Below are 18,509 nucleotides of genomic sequence, written 5' to 3' on the forward strand. Positions count from 1 at the left end.
AACCGAAGAATTTTCCGGAAGCCTCGTCACATGATGATCGACTCCACTCACGGCGCGAATGCTGGCTCGCAGGCCCGCTTGCAGGCGCGCGTGCGCACGCTGCGCCACGAGGCGCAGCGCATTGCGAGCATCGAACTGGTGCCTGTGGAAGGCGACGTGTTTCCGCCTTTCACGCCTGGCGCGCATCTCGACGTGCATCTGCCCAACGGCCTCACGCGCAGCTATTCGCTCGTCAACGCGCCTGAAGAACGCGACCGCTATGTGATTGGCGTGCTGCACGATGCAAAGAGCCGCGGCGGTTCGCGCTGGCTGCACGAGGAGCTGCGCTGCGGCGCGACGTTGTCGATCGGCGCGCCGCGCAACAACTTCGCGCTCGACGAAGCGGCGTCGTCGACGCTGCTGGTCGCGGGCGGCATCGGCGTGACACCGATGCTGTGCATGTACCGCAAGCTGCGCGAGCGCGGACGCGCGGTGCAGTTCGTCTATTGCGCGCGCAGCCGTGGGCAGGCCGCGTTTCTTGACGAACTGGCCGCGCTGGGCGGCGACGTGCTGCTGCATTTCGACGACGAACACGACGGCCGGCCGTTCGATCTGGCCGCGTGTCTCGCGCGTCAGCCGAAGGACGTGCACGCGTATTGCTGCGGTCCGGGCGTGATGCTCGATGCGTTCCAGGCGGCATGCGCCGACGCGGGCATCGCGAACGTGCATATCGAACGCTTCGCGGCGAGCGCGCCGGTCGAGAGCACGCAGGGCACCGGCTACACGGTGGAACTCGCGCGCAGCGGCCGCACGTTGTTCGTGCCGGCGGGCAAGCCCTTGCTCGACGTTCTGCTCGACGCCGCCGTCGATGTCGAATACAGCTGCCGCGAAGGGCTGTGCGGCGCGTGTCAGACACGCGTGCTCGGCGGCTGCGTCGATCATCGTGACAGCGTGCTGACGCAATCCGAACGCGACGCGAACGACGCCATGATGATCTGCGTGTCCGGCGCGCAAAGCGGCACGCTGGTGCTCGATCTTGCCTGACGTCGTCTGACTGTTCACTCATCGCGCGCTGACCCGCGCGATTTCCTCCTGTTTTTCCGATGCTTTCCCCACAAACGTTTCCTTCGAGGACACGATGGAACTGACACGTCTTGCGAACGAGTACGAGACGATCGACGACGCGCGCGTCGCCGGTCGGCATGAAGCCGCGCTGATCTCCGCGCGCATCGAGCGTCTGCCGTTCACGCGATGGCATACGCGCGTGCTCGGCATGATCGGCTTCGTGCATATGACCGATGCCTTCGACGCGCTGACCATCGCGTTCGTGATGCCGGTGCTGATGGGCCTCTGGCATCTCACGCCGACCGAGGCGGGTTTGCTGGTGTCGAGCGGCTATGTCGGGCAGACGATCGGCGCGCTGCTGTTCAGCGCCGCCGCCGAGCGTTTCGGGCGTCTGCGCGTGCTGCGCTGGCTGCTCGTGCTGCTGGCGCTCGGCAGCGTGGCGTCGGCTTATGCGCCGGGTTACGCGGTGTTTATCGCGCTGCGCCTGTTTCAGGGCATCGGGCTCGGCGGCGAATCGCCGGTGTCGGCCACGTATATGAACGAAGTGTGCCCCGCGCGCATTCGCGGACGCGTGATCTTCGTGCTGCAATCCACGTTCGCGCTCGGCAATCTGGTGGCGGCCATCGCGGCGCTCTGGCTGATTCCGGCTTACGGCTGGCAGATCATGTTTCTCGTCGGCGGCTTGCCGATCGTGCTGGCGGCGATTTTGCCGCGCGTCGCGCCCGAGTCGCCGCGCTGGCTCGCGATCAACGGACACGCCGACGCCGCGCGCCGTATCGTCGACGAGATGGAGCGCTCGGCGCCCGCCGCGCGGCTCGCCGACGCAAGCACGCTCGACGTCGCTGCGGCCGGCGCAATCGGTGCAATCGGCGCAATCGGCGCAATCGGCGCAACGGGCGCAACGGGCGCAACGGGCGCAACGGGCACGCACGGCACGCAGGAACTGAAAGAGCCGAAGGAATCGTTCCGTGCGCTGTTCGCGCGCGGCTTCGCGCGGCGCACGCTGGTGGTCTGGCTGATGGCGGGTTGCGGCAGCCTGACGACTTACGGGATTCTGGTCTGGCTGCCGTCGCTCTATCGCACCGTCTATCACTTGCCGCTGGAAGTGGCGCTGCGATACGGCATGGTGAGCATGATCGCGACGCTGCTGGGCACGTTCATCGGCACCTTCGCGATCGACTGGATCGGCCGCAGAAAGACGTTTGCGATTGCGTTTCTCGGCGCGGCGCTGCCGATGTGCTGGCTCGCGCTGAGCGGCACGCGCGTGCCTGCCGGCGACGTGCTCGTGCTCGCCTCGATGAGCGTGGCGATGATCGCGATCGTGCAATGCGGCATCTACGTCTATGCGCCCGAGGTATATCCCACGCGCATTCGCGCGACCGGCGCGGGTGCGGCTTCGGCGATTACGCGGATCGCGTCGGTGATCGGTCCGCTCGTGATTGGCACGTTGCTGACGTATCTGCGTGTCGAAGCGGTGTTCGGTTATTTCGCGCTGGTCTCGCTGCTTGGCGCGATCGTGATCGGCGCATTCGCGATTGAAACGCGCGGGCGCAAACTCGACGAGATCGCAACGTGAAATCAGGCGCGCTGAATTCGCTCGTCATGCATTCGCTTTCAGCGCGCCTTTATCGTCGAGATCAGCGTGAATGACCGTGGCGACGGCGATAAACCGTCCGAGCGGCTTACTGATCCTTCGCGTCCTTCACGCGTGCATCGGCTTTTTCCTTGTCGGCGTCGGCTTGCGCGTCGGTCTTTTTCTTGTCGGCCTTGGCCTGGGCGATATCGGCCTTCTTGTCGGCTTTCGCCTGCTCCTTCGCGGCCTTTTTGTCCGCGTGCGTGGGCGGCGCGGCGTTCGGATCGTTGTTCGTTTGCGCGGCTGCGCCGGTGGCGATCGTCATTGCGCCAGCCGCTGAAAGAGCGAGTAGAGCGGCAGCGAGGCCGCGTGCGGGTTTGCGGATCGTCGGCATAAGTTTCTCCGTTTGGTGTTGAACAGTCCACGGAGAGCCAGCAAATGTCGTGCCGCGCGTGTTCGCGCCTAGAAGGAAATGGCGATGCCGAACATCGCCACGAACTGATTATTCGTCGATGAAGGCGTGGTATTTTGCGAATCGCCGACGATAGGCAGTGCGTCGATGATATCGCCCGCGCCTTTTGCGCCGAGCGTCTGCCCCGACGCATGCTGATACGCCTGCAACGTATAAAGCGTCGTGCGTTTGGACAGGTGATACAACTCGCGCAACGAGACCTGTTGATAGCGCGCCGCATCCTGAATGCCATTGGCCGACGACGCGCGCGTATAGCTATAGCCGCCCGAAATTTCGAATGGCGTGCTGATGCGATAACTCGCCAGCGCGCCATAAGTATTGAACACGGCGGTATCGGTGAAAAGCGAATGTCCGCCTGGCCGATAAAGAACGTTCGAATAATTCACGCCGAGCAGAAGATTGCCGAAAGAATAAGTCGCGAGCGCCGCCACGTGCTGCACAGTGCGTGCGGAGAGATAGCCGCTATTCAATTCGGAGTGGGGAAACGACGCACTCGCGGACGGATCGAAGCCGCCTGTATATTCCGTATTGCTCATGCGCAGATAGCCCGCGCCGATGGAAAGCGGGCCGTTATCGTAGCGAAGCGCCGCGCTAAAGAGGCTGCCGCTTTTCAGGCTGCCCGCCACGCCGCCAAAGCCGTATTGCACGCTGCCGCGCAAGCCTGCAATCGTCGGCGAAGTGTAGGTGACGGAACTGTTCGAGCGGATATCCGTGTCGAAGCCGTCGATATCGCCGGGATGCGCGCCGGTTGCACCGGTCAGATACGTCACCGGCCCGAGCGTGCCTGCGAGCAGATAGTAGGGCGTGTATTGGCGGCCTAAAGTCAGCGTGCCCGCGCGCGTATCCTGCAGACCCACGAACGCATAGCGATTAAACGCCAGCCCGGCCGTTTGCTGCGCCCCCGTGCCCGGATCGAAACCCTGTTGTAGATCGAAGATCGCACTGAGATCGGAACTGAGCGGCTCGCTGCCTTTGAAGCCGAACTTCGACGCATACAGATTGCCGTTGCGCATATACACGTTCGACTTGCCGTTCTGGTTGTTTGCATAGACGATCGCTTCGTCCACGTTGCCATACAGCGTCACGCTGCCTTGCGCGAATGCGGGCTGAGCCGCTGAAGCCATCACGCAAAGCGCCGAACGAACCGCGAACGCACGTCTCACACGCATGCCTGTCTACCTCGTTCGTCGTAATAGCGGGCGCGCGCACGGCTTCATGGTGCGTGCGCGCCCGCGAATGACTGCGCCTTGAGGCTGGCGCGCAGCGAGCCGACCTGCGCGGCGTCGACGGCCGGAGCGGCGTTGCCCCAGCTATTGCGGATGAACGTCGCGACGGCGGCGATATCGGCATCCGAGAGTTTCCACGCGAAGGCCGGCATCTGCGCGCTGGTCGGATTGCTCGCCGTGGCCGCGCCGCGTCCGCCCACGAGTATCGTGCGCAGCACGTTGTTCGCGCCGGGCGCACGCACGCCGGGATTGTTCGCGAGCGACGGCACCATCGCATCGACGCCGTCGCCGTTGCTCTTGTGGCAGGCGATGCAGTTGGTGCGATAGAGCGCGCCGCCGAGTTTCATCGCGGGATCGGTATCGACGACCGGTTGCGGCGCGCTGCGGCCCGATCCCGGCAGACTCTTGAGGTAGACGCCAATCGCTTTCAGATCGGCGGTACTCAGATACTGAGTGGAATTCGAAACCGCTTCGCCCATTGACCCGGCCGCCACGCTGAAGCGATTGCCGCCGGTCTGCAGATACGCGACGAAATCTTCGTCGCTCCACGTGCCGATGCCGACATAGCGATTGCCCGTGATTTCCGGCGCATGCCAGCCTTCGAGGTCGTAACCCTGCAGGTAATCGGTATCGCCGCCCAGCGCATTTTTTCCGCTATGGCAGGCGGTGCAATGGCCGAGACCGTCGACCAGATACGCGCCGCGATTCCATTCGACCGATTGCGCCGGATCCGGATGGAACGGTGTCGGATTGAAAAACAGCAGGTTCCAGCCGAACATCATCAAACGGATATTGAACGGAAACGGCAACTGATTCGCGGGCGGCGCTTCGGCAACCGGCGGCACGGTCTTCAGATAGGCGAGGATGTCGAGCAGATCGCGGTCGCTCACGCGCGCGTAGAGGTTGTACGGCATCGCCGGATAGAGCAGCTTGTGATTCGGCGCGACGCCGCGTTTTACTGCGGCGAGGAACTGCGCGTCGGTCCAGTTACCGATGCCGTATTGCGGATCGGGCGTGATGTTGCTCGACACGATCACGCCGAAGGGCGTGTTCAGGCCCAGGCCGCCCGCGAACGGCTTGCCGCCTTGCGCGGTGTGGCAGGCGATGCAGTCGCCCGCGCGCGCGAGGTAGAGGCCGCGCTTGACGGGATCGCTGGCAGCGCTGCCGTTTTCGTCGCCGAAATGAAGCACGTTGCGCAGCAGATCCGAATCGGCGGGCTCGGTGTTGCGCTGCGAATTGCGCCACGCGTACAGGCCGCCGAGCACGATGAAGGCCAGCAGGACGAGCACGATCAGCGCCGTCCAGAGGCGTCGCCCACGGCGCGGCGAGGGAGTGTCGGGAGTGCGCGCCATGGTCTACACCTGCACGAGCGCGCCGGGCGCTTTCAGATACTGATCGCGAATCGCCTGGGCGGCGTGCAGCGTGAGCGCGGCGACCGTGCCGGTGGGGTTGTAGCCGCCGTTGTTCGCGAACGCCGACGCGCCGCAGACAAACGTATTCGGCACGTCCCAGCTCTGCAGAAATTTGTTGACCGCGCTGGTGTTCGGATCGGCGCCCATGCACGCGCCGCCCGTCGTGTGCGACGAGAGATTCGTCATGGGCGTATAGGGCTGCGCGGTCGGTTCGGAACGCTCGATGGTTTCGGCATTCATCGCGCGGGCGATTTCCTCCGATTTGTCGGCCATGAATTTCGCCGAGCGCTTGTCGTTTTCGTTCCAGTCGAAGGTCACGCGCAAAAGCGGCTGGCCGTGACGATCGCGGTAAGTTGGATCGAGATCGAGAAAGACATCGCGATGGGGATAGCTGTTGCCCATCACGTAGATCGAGTTGTAGTTCTGATAAGCCTTGCGATAGGCCTCTTTCCACGCCGATCCCCACGCGGGCGTTCCTTTCGGCACGCCCGCCGACAAACCGATCGGCCGTCCGTTCGTCGAATGGATCAAGGCCACGCCGCCGCCGATGAAATCGACATTCGAATGGTCGAAGTTATCGTCGTTGAAATCGTCGATGGCCTGCGCGAGCGCGCCCGCGCCGATAAACGGATTGAGGTTCTGATCTTTCAGCCAGATCGACGCGCCCGAAATCGTCTGATACGCGTAATTGCGACCGACCACGCCCTGGCCCGCATCGCGGTCATACGGCTTGCCGATGCCGGACAGCAGCATGAGCCGCACGTTGTCGAACTGATACGCGGAAAGCACCACGATATCGGCGGGCTGTTCCCATTGCTGGCCGTCGTTGTCGATAAACGTCACGCCCGTGGCCATTTTCTTGTCGGGCGTGAGATTCACGCGCAGCACTTCGGCATTCGGAATCACGGCGAAATTTTTTCGCGCCATCAGCGCGGGCACCACGCAGGCTTGCGGACTGCTTTTCGACCAGTTGCCGCAACCGAAAAATTCGCAATAGCCGCAATACGTGCACGGCGCCATTTTCACGCCGAGTGTATTGGTGTACGCGCCCGACGTATTGCCGGCCGGCACCGGAAACGGATGGTAGCCGAGATCGCGCGTCGCTTTATCGAATAACAGCGCCGCTTGCGTGCGGGCGAGCGGCGGCAGCGGATAGTCGCGATTGCGCGGGCCTTCGAATACGTTGCCGCCTTCGACTTTCTGCCCCTGAAGATTGCCGGCCTTGCCCGACGTGCCCGCGATGCGTTCGAACTTGTCGTAGAACGGTTCGAGTTCGTCATACGTGACGCCCCAATCCTGCACCTGCAATCCTTCGACGAAACGCTCCTTGCCGTACTTCTGGACAGTGTTCGTATAGGTGACGAAGTCGGTCGGCAGAAAGCGCCACGTCATGCCGTTCCAGTGCGTGCCCGCGCCGCCCACACCCCAGCCGAACTGGTAAGTGTTCAGGTCGCGCAAGGGCAGCGCTTCCTGATCGGGGCGATTGCGGAACGTCATCGTTTCCACGCTCAGCGGCTGCAGCAGTTCGCGGCGGCGCGCGTAGCGCAATTCGTCGGTGTCGATCGTGGTGGGGAAGTCCGTGCTCGTGTCGCGCCAACTGCCGCGTTCGATCGCGACCACGTTCAGACCGGCTTGCGCGAGTTCATTTGCCATCAGCGAGCCGGCCCATCCGAGACCGACGATGACGGCATCCGCCTTGGGCCGCTTCTGTGCCATGCTGGACGCTCCTTGTTCTCGTTCGCGCGATATCGCGGCAGTGCGCGCCGCGACGCCGCGCGAATCAGGTTTGCTTGCGGATGAAGCTCACGGGCTGAATGCCGAGCGGTTGGCCGGGTTTGTCGAGATAGTCCCGGAAGTCGTATTGCGCGCCGGGAAAACCCACCATTTTCCAGCCCGCCATATCCTTGTTGCCGCCGTAGATCGGATCGGCGAAGAAGCCTTCGCGCACGTTCCAGAGCACCTGCGTGAAGAACTGCTTCGCGTCCACGCCGCCCATCGCAAGCGTGCCGGCTTCCCATTCGCGGATCATGGCGTCTTGCGTGTCGGGCGCGAGATCGACGAAGCGTTTGCCGCCGGGCTGGGCTTTCACTGCGCTGTCGAATGCGGCGAGACCCGCGCGCCAGCGCGCGGCGGGGCCGGTGTCGAACTGCGGACCGGCTTGCGGCAGACCCTGCTTGAGCGGGCCGTCGAGATAGAGGTAGGTGCCTTTGCCGTAAGGTCCGGCGAGTTGCGCGTCGATGAACACGGCGCAGCCGGCTTCCTTGCCGCCGATGCTCAGGCTGTCGGCCGGAATGAGGCGGTCCGCGATGGCTTCGGTGAGGGCGGCTTCGTCGGCGGTGAAGAACTTCCAGCCGTCGGCGACGACCGGCTGTGGCGGCGGCGCGGGCTCGCCGGTCCACGGCATGCCGCCCCAGATCACTTTGACTTTCGCGACGGCCAGACTGCCGACGAGTAGAACGAGTGACACCAGGACGCCACGTCTTCGCATGGTGAACCTCAGACGAAATATGACTGGACGGCGCGCTCCGGCGACCGCGACCAGGCGGGACGCGCGGCCTGGCAGCCGCGATCCGCATCGGCGACGTGGGGACGCGTCGCACATATCGATTTACGATAGTTGCCAACGCGGCCATGCGCAAGCGCGGTATTCACTGATTCACGGATGCGCGGCGGTGCCGGGCGGTACCGCCAGTTTATGCAGACGACATGGAATGCGGCGGGCTAATGTGGCGGGAGCGCGGATTGCTGGCGGCGCCATTTCCACCGTGGTCGATCTGGAGTACTTTCCATTACCGGCAGTCGAAGGCCGCGTTTTGCAAGAGAATTGAAATCGATAACGGTCATATGCGGAGTTCCATTAAAAACATATTCTGCACTGTCGTGCGCCGCCCGATCTCGATACAGTGGAGCAAGTTGCTTCCAGCACGCTCTCATTCGTGAACTGGCGCGCTTGACATCCCACCATCGTGAACGTGACAAACATGAGCATTCAGAGAACAGGCCATCGCTATCGCGATGTCGCAACCGGCAAGACACTCGACGTGTGGTTTCCCGTTTCCAGCGAGCCACGGAGAAGGCGCTGTCTTGCGGAGAAAGTCGGCTTCGTAGAGGGCGATTTCGTCGACGTCGCGATCGACTCGCTGGCGGCCGCGCCGGTTTCCACCGAGGAAGCGTATTTGCGCCTGCATCTGCTGTCGGAGCGCTCGGTCAAACCGAATGAGATTAATCTCGAAGGCATCTTCGGCCTGCTGCCGAATATTGCGTGGACGTCCGCCGGTCCGGTGCTTCCTGGTCGCGTGGATGCCTTGCGCGAGCGGCTCGCCGAGGAGTTTCATCACCTCACGGTCACGTCGGTCGACAAGTTTCCGCGTATGACCGATTACGTGATTCCGGAAGGCGTCAGAGTGGCCGACGCCGATCGCGTGCGACTCGGCGCGCACCTCGCGAGCGGCACGACGGTGATGCACGAAGGCTTCGTCAATTTCAATGCGGGCACGCTCGGCGAGTCGATGATCGAAGGGCGCGTGACGCCCGGCGTGGTCGTCGGCAAGAATTCGGACGTGGGGGCGGGCGCGTCGATCATGGGCACGTTGTCGGGCGGCGGCAAGAGCCGGAACGCCATCGGCGAGCGCAGCCTGCTGGGCGCGAATGCGGGCATTGGCATTTCGCTCGGCGACGATTGCATCGTCGAAGCCGGGCTGTATGTGACGGCGGGCACGAAGGTCAAGCTGCCGGACGGCAGCGTGGTTGCCGCGCGCGAGTTGTCCGGCCAGCACGGCTGGCTGTTTCGCCGGAACAGTCAAACCGGCGCGGTGGAAGCGATCCCCACGCAGTCGCAGCGCTGGGGCGGCTTGAACGCGAGTCTCCATAGCAACGATTAGCGATCGTTGTGATCGCTCGTTTTAGACCGTAAAACAAGCGCTCAAATGATAGGCGCGGTCTGCGTGAGCGTCGAAATGAAGCGCGCGGTGCGCGCGTCGCGCGGGCGCGAAAACAGTTCGCTCGATGGCCCGGCTTCGACCACCGCGCCGTCCTTGAGAAAGATCGCATCGTGCGCGACCGACGCGGCGAGCCGAAAATCGTGCGTCGCCATCAACATGGTCGTGCCTTCGTTCGCGAGCTGGCGGAGCACGTCCACGACTTCGGCGGACAGTTCGGGATCGAGCGCGGAAGTGGGTTCGTCGCAGAGCAGCACTTGCGGCGACGGCGCGAGCGCGCGTGCAATCGCCACGCGCTGTTGCTGGCCGCCCGAGAGCGTGCTGGGCCATGCTTCGGCCTTTGCGGCGAGGCCCACTTTATCGAGCAGCGCGGCGGCCCGTTCGCGTGCGCGCACGCGATCCCATTGCGGCAGAATCACGAGCCCCGCCATGACGTTCTCGATCACGCTCAGATGCGGGAACAACTGGAAGTTCTGGAACACCATGCCGGTATGGCGGCGCACCTTCGCAATCTCCGCCTGCGCGATGCGCCGTCCTGGCGCGAATGTGATCTGCGCGTCGCCGACACGCAGCGTGCCGCTGTCCGGCACTTCGAGCAGATTCACGCAGCGTAGCAAGGTGCTTTTTCCGCTGCCGGACGGACCGATCAGCGCGGTCACGCTGCCCGCCTTGAGCGTGAGTGCAATGTCGATCAGCACGCGATGTTCGCCGAACGATTTGCCGATACGGTCGAATTCGATCATCAGCGGCCCGGCGAAAAGAGGGCGTGTCGGCCAAAGCGCGCTTCAAGCCGGAATTGCGCGCGCGACAGCACGGAACTGAACGCCAGATAAATCAACGCGGCCTCGCTATACAGAATGAGCGGTTCGTAGGTCACGGCCGCAATGCGCTGCGCGGCCTGAAAAATCTCGGGCACCGTGAGCACGGCGGCCAGCGACGTGTCTTTCACGAGCGCGATAAATGCGTTCGACAAGGCGGGCAAGGCCACGCGAATCGCTTGCGGCAGAATCACGCGACGCAGCGCCTGCGCGCGCGTCATGTTCAGCGAATACGCGGCTTCCCATTGCCCGCGTGGAATCGATTCGATCACGCCGCGAATCACTTCGGCGTTATACGCGCCCACGTTCAGCGAAAAACCGATGATCGCCGCCGTCAACGGATCGAGCACGATACCCACGTTGGGCAGGCCGTAAAAGATCACGAATAGCTGTACGAGCAGCGGCGAGCCGCGAAACAGCCAGATATAAAAGCGTGCGGCGGCGCTGGCCCAGCGCGGTCCGAACAGGCGCACGAGCGCCACCCAGAACGCGAGCGCGACGCCGATCGCAAACGATGCGAGCGTGAGCGGCACAGTGAACACAAGCCCTGCGTACAGCAGCGGCCAGAGCGATTGCGCCATTAAATTCAGCCATGCGGGCATCGTTCAGCCCGCCTTATTGCGAGACGTCTTTGCCGAAATACTTCTGCGAGATTTTCGCGTAGGTGCCGTCGGCCTTGATGTCGGCGAGCGCCTTGTCGACAGCCGCGACCAGCGCCGGATTGCCCTTGCGCAGCAGCACGGCCGATTGATCGCCGGCGCTCGACGTATCGGTGGCGACGATCTTCAGCTTGGCGTCGGGCTTGTGCTTGCGGAAGTCGAGGTACGACAGCGAGTCGTTGACGGTGGCGTCCACGCGGCCCGAGGTCAGCAGATCGATCGACTCGTTGAAGCCTTGCACCGGCACGACATCGGCGCCGTGCGAAGCGGCGAGCTTGCCGAAATTGCTGGTGAGCGTGTTCGCCGACTTCTTGCCTTTCAGATCGTCGAACGAATGAATCGTGGTGTTGTCGTCGCGCACGATCAGCACGGCGTGCGTGGCGATATACGGCGTCGAGAAGTCGTATTTGACCTTGCGCGCGTCGGTGATCGACACTTCATTGATGACGGCGTCGTAGCGGTTCACGTCGAGACCGGCGATCAGTCCGTCCCACTTGCCTTCGACGAATTCCGGCTTGACGCCCAGACGTTGCGCGATGGCGCTGGCGATGTCGACATCGAAACCCGTGAGCTTGCCCGTTTCGTCGTGATACGTGAACGGCGCGTAGGTGCCTTCGGTGCCGACGCGGAACACGCCGGACGACTTCACCTGGGCCAGTTCGTCGGCGGCGAACGCGGGCGCGGCGGCGACCGCCGAAAGGAGTGTGGCGAGCAAGACGGAGCGGATAGCTTTCATGGTGGTAACTCGCGTGTGAATGCTGCTGAATAGTGGGCTCGATGCGTGAGCCGCACGATTCTACTGACCGCGCGTTCGACCACAAAAGCGATGATGCGCTATCCATATGCCCCGGCGGAATATCACGCTACGGTGCGTTTTCGCGCGCGCTCGCAATCGATAGATGAAAAAACGAATTGCTTATTCGATTGCGATGCGCGCGATTGCAGTGGGCTTACACGTCGTCGGGGACGAGCGCGAGCAGGCCGATCGCACCGAGTCCCCATTGCGCGGTGGAATTGGTCGAAACGCGCGGCGCTTCGTCCACGTCGTAGAGCACGGTCGGCACGCGCACGCGCTCGATCACGAAGTCCTCGAACGTGCTGCCCGCGCGACCGGCGAGGAACTGCGTCCACGCGCGATGCGCCAGTGCGCGGTCGCCGGTTTCGCTGGCCGCATAGGCGAGCAGTCGCGCGTGTCCCTGATTCAGATTCAGCTTGCCGAGCGGCTGCCCGAGCGCCTCACGCTGCGCGTCTGCGCTCGCGGAATAGAGCGTGCAGTATTGCAGCCAGGCCGTGCGGAACGTCGGCACATCGAGCACGCGCAACAGCTCGCCGCAGATTTCGGGCAGACCGAACACGGCGCTCAGATGCGAGACCGACAACGCGCCGCTCGCATCGCGCGCGAACGCGCCCGTGCGCAGATCCATCACGCCGTAGCCCGTGAAGAATCCGTGCGGCTGTGCGGCGATGGTCGTCATGCTGGCCACGAGTTTGTCGCGCCAGGCGAGATCGCCCGTGCGTTCCCATTCGGTGAGCCAGGCTGCCGCCACCGCGCCCCAATCCGTGCCGAACGAAACGGTGGCGTGATGCGCGCGATCGTCGGGCGGAAACGGCTCGCCGATCTTGCGGCCCGGCAGCACGTCGCGCAGCCGCTCGACCGCGTTCACCTGCGCGCGCATGAGGTCGCCGATGCGTTCGTCCGCGCTCACGTAGTAATAGAAGCGGTGATTCGCGACCGTGGACACGCGCAGTTGCTTCGCGCTGTCGCCCCAGTGCTGGACGTCGTGACGCGAGCCGAGCGGACTGAACGGACCGATGTGATGAACGTCGACTTCGCTGCCGTGGCGCGTCATCGCTTCGGCGGTGCGGAAAGCGTCGGCGCGGCCCGAATGCAGCCAGTAGTGCCAGAGCCAGATGCCGCTGCTCAGCTCGCCGTTGTCCCACGCGAAGCCGCCGACGTCGTAGCGCCAGACGTGACGCGTGGCGTCGTAGGTGTGCATCACGTCGCCGAAATCCCAGAAGCCGTACCACTTGCGCTGCTCGATCTGGCCGCGATAGAAGTCGTAGTTCCAGTCGAGCGCGCGTTGCGTGCGGGCGATCACGGGCGCAGCGGCGGCGCGCGACGCGCGTGGACGCCAGTACGGATCGAACGCTTCGGCGCGATGCATCCACGTGCGCGAAGGTAGCAGACGCGGCGGCGTTTCGATGCGCCGCGCGATGTCGATCAGTTCGGCGTTGGTCGGCGTGCGCGGCAGCAACTGCAGTTCGATTTCGCTCGTGCGCGCCACGCCATACGGCGTCATGAAACCCGGCTCGTAATCCTCGTAGGTGATGTCGAGTGCGTCGCGTTGCAGCGCGTAACTCGTTTCGCCCATGCCGTCGTGGTACGGGCGCAGATCCATGCCGGGCGCGTCGGGCGCCCAAAGCCAGAGCGTGACGGTGGCGCGTTCGCTGTGCGCGCCGCGAATGTCGAGTTGCGCCGGATAGCTCTGCCAGAAGTGGCGGATGCCGAATGCCACGCTGCCTGAAAGCGCGCCGAGGCAAGCGGTGCCCGCCGCGCGCGTGCCGCTTGCCGCGCGAATCCAGCCGCAGCCGCTTTGCGTGCGCTTGTCGATCGTGAAGCCGTCGGCGTTCGGCTGGAGCAGCGTGTAGTCGCCCCAGGCGGGCACGAAGCGCAAATCCTTCGCGAATATAGGGCCGAGCGCGGAAGCGGGCGGCGTGACCTCGCCCGCGAACTGCGCGGCTTCCACGCTAGCGCCGGGGCTGCGGCGCAGGCCGGTGAGCGTGCGCACGGCTTCGGCGAAGACGCCGCCATTGTCGCCCGTGAAGCGCACGAAGCGTTCGTGCGGCTCGCCTTCGAGCGGCATATCGAAACGCAGACCCACGCCGCGAATGAAGCTTCGCTGCGGATCGGCATCGTAGACGAGGCTGTGAACGATACGCACGGCGTCCGAGTCGCGGTAGAAGTAAAGCCGCAGCACGAAGGGCAGCAGCGTGGCGTTGCCGCCTTCCTGCGCGTGCGTGCCGGTGAGCTTGACGACCGCGCGCGCCGGGCCGCTTTGTTCGAGCGTGGCATGCTCGATGCGGCCCGTGTAGCGTTTGCGTGCGGGCGCTTGTGTTTCGTCGTCGTGCTGTGCGGTAGGCGCTTCGTCGGCGAGCACAACGAGGCGGCCGTCGTGCAGCGTCGCCTGGCCGTTGCGGCTCAACGTGTCGAACACGCGCGCGCCATTGAGCGGCAGCGTGGCCTGCAATGCGCCCGTATCGATGCGGATCAGGTCGCCGTCGAGATGCGCGATGGCGGGCGTATTGTTCGTTTCGGCGGCGCGTGCCGCACGAGGTTCGACGACGAAGCCGCGAGGCGTTTCGCCGCCATTTTGCAGCGCTGCGAGCGCTTGCGGTGCAAGCGCATGCGCCGACCATTTCAGCGAGCCATCGGGCCAGTAAGCCAGCGGCCACGATTGCAGCGCGACGCGCCCGGACGCAGACGTTGGCGTCGCTGCCGCGTGCTCGATGCGCAAATCGAACGCGCTGTGCGCATCGACTGCGCCGCGCGGCCACGGCACGCCCCACGTCGCGCCGGTGAACGATTCGGGCGTGGCGCGCAGCGAGCCGTCGAGCCAATGCACGCGCGCTTCGTTCGCGTTGGCGTCGTCGATGGTGTCGGCGTACGAAGCAGAAAGCGCTTGCGCCGTCGTCGACGCATCGGCGAGCGTGCCGCCTACGGCCAGCGAAGCGAGTTTGAAGAAGGTGCGGCGATCGAATCCGTTGCTCATCGCGGCCTCAGAACTGATAGGTCAGCGTGCCGCCGATCGTGCGCGGTTCGCCGATCCAGCCGAGCACCGACCCGTAATCGCTTTCCACGAGCCGCTGATAGTAGGTCTTGTTGAACAGATTGTTGACCCAGAGCGAGGCGGTCCAGCTGCCGCGACTGAATTTGCCGCCCGTGCCAGCCGAAAGCGAGACGAGGCCATAGCCCGGAATGCGCGTGAACGCCGAATCGTCGACGGTGCCGTACATCCACGTGCGATACGAATAGCGCGCGCTCACGAACGAAGTGAGGCCGTTGAGCGTGTGCCACGTATAGCGCGCCGTCGCATTGAACGTAAGCTTCGGTGCGTTGAAGACCTGATTGCCCGTGAGGTCGCAGATCGCGGTGGAACCGGCCGGTCCGAGCGTGACTTCGGGCGGGCAGATTGCGTGGTGATAGTTGAGGTAGCGCGCGTCGTTATAGACCGCGGATGTCTGCAGCAGCAGATGATCGTCGGGCGTGTATTGCAGCGAGAATTCCGCGCCGCGCGAGCGGAATGTCCCTGCATTCACGAGGTAAGTCGATTGCGTGCTGGGGTCGTAGCTCTGCGTCTGGAACGCGTTCACGTAGGTCAGGAACACGTCGGCTTTCGCGCTTAGCGAGCCGTCGAGCAGCGTGCCCTTGATGCCCAGTTCCGCGCTCTTGGTGCGTTCGGGCGCGATCACGAGCGAGCTGTCGCCGGCCTTCGATGCCGCGCCCGCCGAGACGTTCAGGCCGCCCGCCTTCTCGCCGTACGAGAGCGCGAGATAGCTGCTCAGATCGCGCGTGAGCAGGTACTTGAATGCGAGCGTGGCCGAGGGCAGCGTGTTGTATTGAACGAGGTAGCCGGAGTTGAACGGCGCCTTGTTATAGCGGATGAACTGGCCGCCTTTCTTGTCGTAGGTGAGGCGTACGCCCGCCGTGATGTCGAAGCGCGGCGTCACGTGGAAGGTGCCCTGACCGAAGCCGGACCACACTTCGTCGTGCAGCGTGCCGTAGCGAATGATGTCGAGCCCGTCGTAAGCCGTGCTGCCGTAATAGAGGCCCGGCAGCTTGCTGTCGGCGTAACGCGTGAAGGCTTGCGTTGCTTCGTTTTCGCCCATGTAGGTCGCGCCCACGGCCCAGTCGAAGTATTGGCCGTGCGGCGAATCGAGGCGGAAATCCTGCGACCACGAACGGTCGAGAAACTGCGTGCCGCTGTTCGCGTAGACGGGCACGCTCAGGCTGTCGGCCACCGAAGGCACGTAATTGAAGTAGCGATACGAACTCACGGAACGCAGGTTGTAGCCGTTGTCGAAGCGATAGTTCGCCTCGGCCGAACCGCCGCCCTGCACGAGATGCATGCTGTTTTCGTCGTCGAGCGCGACGTTGTGGTCGTCGCCGCCATACACCACGCGATTGCCGATCAGCGACGAATGCGTGAGGAAGCTGTTCACGCCATTCACCGAATTCGACGAATACGTCACCGGCGTAGGCGAGTCGTTCTCGTTGCTGTAATCGGCGCTCAGACGCAGGCTGAACTGATTGTTGGGCTTGAAAAGCAGCTGGCCGCGCACGCTGTTGCTCGAATTGCCGTTGAGCGTGTGGCCGTTCGTGATGTTGTTGACGTCGCCGTTGGTGCTGTTGTGCACGAAGTCGATGCGGCCCGAGAGCATGTCCGCGATCGGTCCCGAGAGCATGGTGTGATTGAGCACCGTGCCGCGCGAGGCGAACGAGAGGCTTTCCGAGCCGGTCAGCGTGGAACTCGGCAGCGGCGTGTGGATGTCGATCACGCCGCCCGTCGAGTTCGCGCCGAACAGCGTGCCTTGCGCGCCGCTCAACACGTCGACGTAATCGACGTCGGCGAGTGCGCCCGCGAGCATGCCGGGACGCGGCAGGTACACGTTGTCGAGATACACGGCCACGCTGCTCGGCATGCCGATGTTCTGCTCGCCGCTGGTCTGGCCGCCGCCGTCGCCCACGCCGCGGATCGTGATCTGCGTGTCGGACGGATCGGTGGTCTGCACGTTCAGGCCGGGCACGAGCTGCTGGAGATCCGCGAGCGAGGTGATGTGCTGCTGTTGCAGTTCGCGGCCCGTCACGCGGTAGCTCGACGTCGGCGTGCGCTGCGGGTCGTCGCGGCGCGCGCGCGTGGCGCTCACGGTCACGGTGCCCAGTTGCGTGGTGGTGGTCGTGTCGGCGATGGCGGGCGGGGGAACCGGCCGCTTCGGCCGGTCAGCTTTTGGGCGCGCTTCCTCCGTCGCGGTGGCGGCCGGTACGGCGCGGCGCACGGCGAGCGCGTGGCTGTCCGTGGTCACGACTTCGAGACCGGTGCCCTTGAGCGCCTGGGCGATCGCGCCTTGCGCCGTGAGCGCACCGCTCACGGGCGCGGCCTGCACGTGTTCGACGAGATGCGGATCGTAGCTGAGCGGCACGCCGCTTTGCGCAGCGATGGACAGCAGCGTGCGGTTGAGCGGTTGCGCCGCGAGATGGAAGGTGTGCGTCGCGGCGTCCTGCGCGAGCGCGGCGCCGGCTGCAAGAAAGAGCGCGGCCGAAAGCGCGATTGAGAGCGCGCTGCGGCGCGATGCCGGGGTACGGGGTCGTTTCACGTTAAGCCTGTCGTTATGTCGATGATCGATGCGTTCGGGATGCGCGGCATGCCGATGCGCGGGTGAACGATGGCCATGTGCAACGAGCATCGAAAAGCGTCAGCGAAACAGTGCGGTCGAGCGAGATTTTTTTGTGTGGCGCTCCGAATCATTTATGCAATGCGCAGCACCGCGCGCGTCATATCGATTCGAGAATCCGTGCTTTGGACGGCTGCGTCCGCAACTTTAGAATCGCCGCTCCAGCCTCAGCCCAACTTGCCTGCTCACGCGTTGCGCGCAACGCGTTCAGTCCGACCGTCATGGCGATCCGATCCCAAAGCCTGTCCGCCGGCCGCGCCGCCGACGCCGAGGCGCTCACCAATCCGGCGCGCGAGCGTTTCCTGTCCGACGAATTCCGCCGCAGCTACGGCTGGCTCACGGGCTGTATGCACCGTCTCGTCGGGTCGAGCAGCGACGCAGAGGATCTCGCCGCGAGCGCGTTCACCGAGCTGGCCGCGCATCCGGACGTCAGCGCGATCCGGCAGCCGCGCGCCTTGCTCACGACGATCGCGCGCCGGCTGACGTTCGAGCATTGGCGTCGACGCGATATCGAACGCGCGTATCTCGCGCGGCTCGCGCTCGCCCCTGAACCGGTCGCGCCCGCGCCCGAGGTCGCGCTCGAAGCCGTGCAGGAGATCATGCTGATCGACGCGGCCTTGCAGCAGCTTTCCGCGCGCGCGAGAGAGGCGTTCATCCTGAGTCAGTTCGAGGACATGAAATACGCCGATATCGCGGTGCGGCTCGGTGTGTCCGTGAGCATGGTGCGCAAATACGTCGCGCAGGCGCTCATGCTCTGTTGCGAGGCGGCATGAGCACGACGCGCGTCATGAGCGGCACCGAGGCGGGCAGCGCGCGGGGCGCTGTCGAATGGGAAGTGCGTCTGCGTGAAGGCGAACTCGATGCGCGCGAGATCGCCGCGTTCGAAGCATGGCAGCGCGACGAAGCGAACGGCCGCG

The 18,509-nt window shown here is 64.4% G+C and carries 14 protein-coding genes; 4 read left to right on the forward strand and 10 right to left on the reverse strand.

The features are described 5' to 3' along the window. Window positions 1–30: 30 nt before the first annotated feature. Together G3N97_RS01830 and G3N97_RS01835 are read left to right on the forward strand one after the other, a co-directional pair. Complete coding sequence (locus G3N97_RS01830) at window positions 31–1,023, forward strand: PDR/VanB family oxidoreductase (protein WP_241030309.1); 993 nt, start codon at window positions 31–33, stop codon at window positions 1,021–1,023. 94 nt (window positions 1,024–1,117) lie between these two features. Then, window positions 1,118–2,620, forward strand: coding sequence for an MFS transporter (locus G3N97_RS01835; protein ID WP_205991627.1), 1,503 nt, complete (start codon window positions 1,118–1,120; stop codon window positions 2,618–2,620). A 106-nt stretch (window positions 2,621–2,726) separates the two neighbouring features. On the opposite strand, the gene G3N97_RS01840 is transcribed toward G3N97_RS01835, so the two are convergent. The 5 genes from G3N97_RS01840 to G3N97_RS01860 all read right to left on the reverse strand — a co-directional run bounded on the left by G3N97_RS01840 (window position 2,727) and on the right by G3N97_RS01860 (window position 8,194). Beyond that, complete coding sequence (locus G3N97_RS01840) at window positions 2,727–2,942, reverse strand: hypothetical protein (protein ID WP_241030310.1); 216 nt, start codon at window positions 2,940–2,942, stop codon at window positions 2,727–2,729. A gap of 137 nt (window positions 2,943–3,079) precedes the next feature. Further along, a complete protein-coding gene (locus tag G3N97_RS01845; protein WP_241030311.1) occupies window positions 3,080–4,213 on the reverse strand; it encodes a porin in 1,134 nt (377 codons plus the stop codon). An 89-nt stretch (window positions 4,214–4,302) separates the two neighbouring features. Then, a complete protein-coding gene (locus G3N97_RS01850) occupies window positions 4,303–5,667 on the reverse strand; it encodes a c-type cytochrome (RefSeq protein ID WP_205991629.1) in 1,365 nt (454 codons plus the stop codon). A 3-nt stretch (window positions 5,668–5,670) separates the two neighbouring features. Next, on the reverse strand, window positions 5,671–7,443 hold the full coding sequence (locus G3N97_RS01855) for a GMC family oxidoreductase (RefSeq protein WP_205991630.1): 1,773 nt from the start codon (window positions 7,441–7,443) through the stop codon (window positions 5,671–5,673). Window positions 7,444–7,507: 64 nt separating this feature from the next. After that, on the reverse strand, window positions 7,508–8,194 hold the full coding sequence (locus tag G3N97_RS01860) for a gluconate 2-dehydrogenase subunit 3 family protein (protein ID WP_205991631.1): 687 nt from the start codon (window positions 8,192–8,194) through the stop codon (window positions 7,508–7,510). 514 nt (window positions 8,195–8,708) lie between these two features. On the opposite strand from G3N97_RS01860, the gene G3N97_RS01865 reads away from it, so the two are divergent. Continuing rightward, window positions 8,709–9,608, forward strand: a complete 900-nt coding sequence (locus tag G3N97_RS01865) for a DapH/DapD/GlmU-related protein (protein WP_205991632.1) — start codon at window positions 8,709–8,711, stop codon at window positions 9,606–9,608. 41 nt (window positions 9,609–9,649) lie between these two features. Here the strand turns inward: G3N97_RS01865 and G3N97_RS01870 are convergent, their stop codons facing one another. The 5 genes from G3N97_RS01870 to G3N97_RS01890 all read right to left on the reverse strand — a co-directional run bounded on the left by G3N97_RS01870 (window position 9,650) and on the right by G3N97_RS01890 (window position 17,514). Beyond that, complete coding sequence (locus tag G3N97_RS01870; RefSeq protein WP_205991633.1) at window positions 9,650–10,408, reverse strand: amino acid ABC transporter ATP-binding protein; 759 nt, start codon at window positions 10,406–10,408, stop codon at window positions 9,650–9,652. Beyond that, window positions 10,408–11,085 carry an amino acid ABC transporter permease gene (locus tag G3N97_RS01875; RefSeq protein WP_205991634.1) on the reverse strand — a complete coding sequence of 226 codons (678 nt, stop codon included), beginning with the start codon at window positions 11,083–11,085 and terminating at the stop codon, window positions 10,408–10,410. The genes G3N97_RS01870 and G3N97_RS01875 overlap by 1 nt, the downstream gene beginning before the upstream one ends. Before the next feature lie 13 nt (window positions 11,086–11,098). After that, window positions 11,099–11,878, reverse strand: coding sequence for an amino acid ABC transporter substrate-binding protein (locus G3N97_RS01880; protein ID WP_205991635.1), 780 nt, complete (start codon window positions 11,876–11,878; stop codon window positions 11,099–11,101). 214 nt (window positions 11,879–12,092) lie between these two features. Further along, window positions 12,093–14,912 (reverse strand): Tat pathway signal sequence domain protein, encoded by a 2,820-nt coding sequence (locus G3N97_RS01885; RefSeq protein WP_205991636.1) that lies wholly within the window; start codon window positions 14,910–14,912, stop codon window positions 12,093–12,095. 7 nt (window positions 14,913–14,919) lie between these two features. Further along, a complete protein-coding gene (locus tag G3N97_RS01890; RefSeq protein WP_205991637.1) occupies window positions 14,920–17,514 on the reverse strand; it encodes a TonB-dependent receptor in 2,595 nt (864 codons plus the stop codon). Between the two features lie 299 nt (window positions 17,515–17,813). Here G3N97_RS01890 and G3N97_RS01895 point away from each other — a divergent pair, with 299 nt between their 5' ends. Next, on the forward strand, window positions 17,814–18,365 hold the full coding sequence (locus G3N97_RS01895) for a sigma-70 family RNA polymerase sigma factor (protein ID WP_205991638.1): 552 nt from the start codon (window positions 17,814–17,816) through the stop codon (window positions 18,363–18,365). Window positions 18,366–18,509 lie beyond the last annotated feature (144 nt).

Source organism: Paraburkholderia sp. Ac-20347, from assembly GCF_017104805.1.
GTDB lineage: Bacteria > Pseudomonadota > Gammaproteobacteria > Burkholderiales > Burkholderiaceae > Paraburkholderia > Paraburkholderia tropica.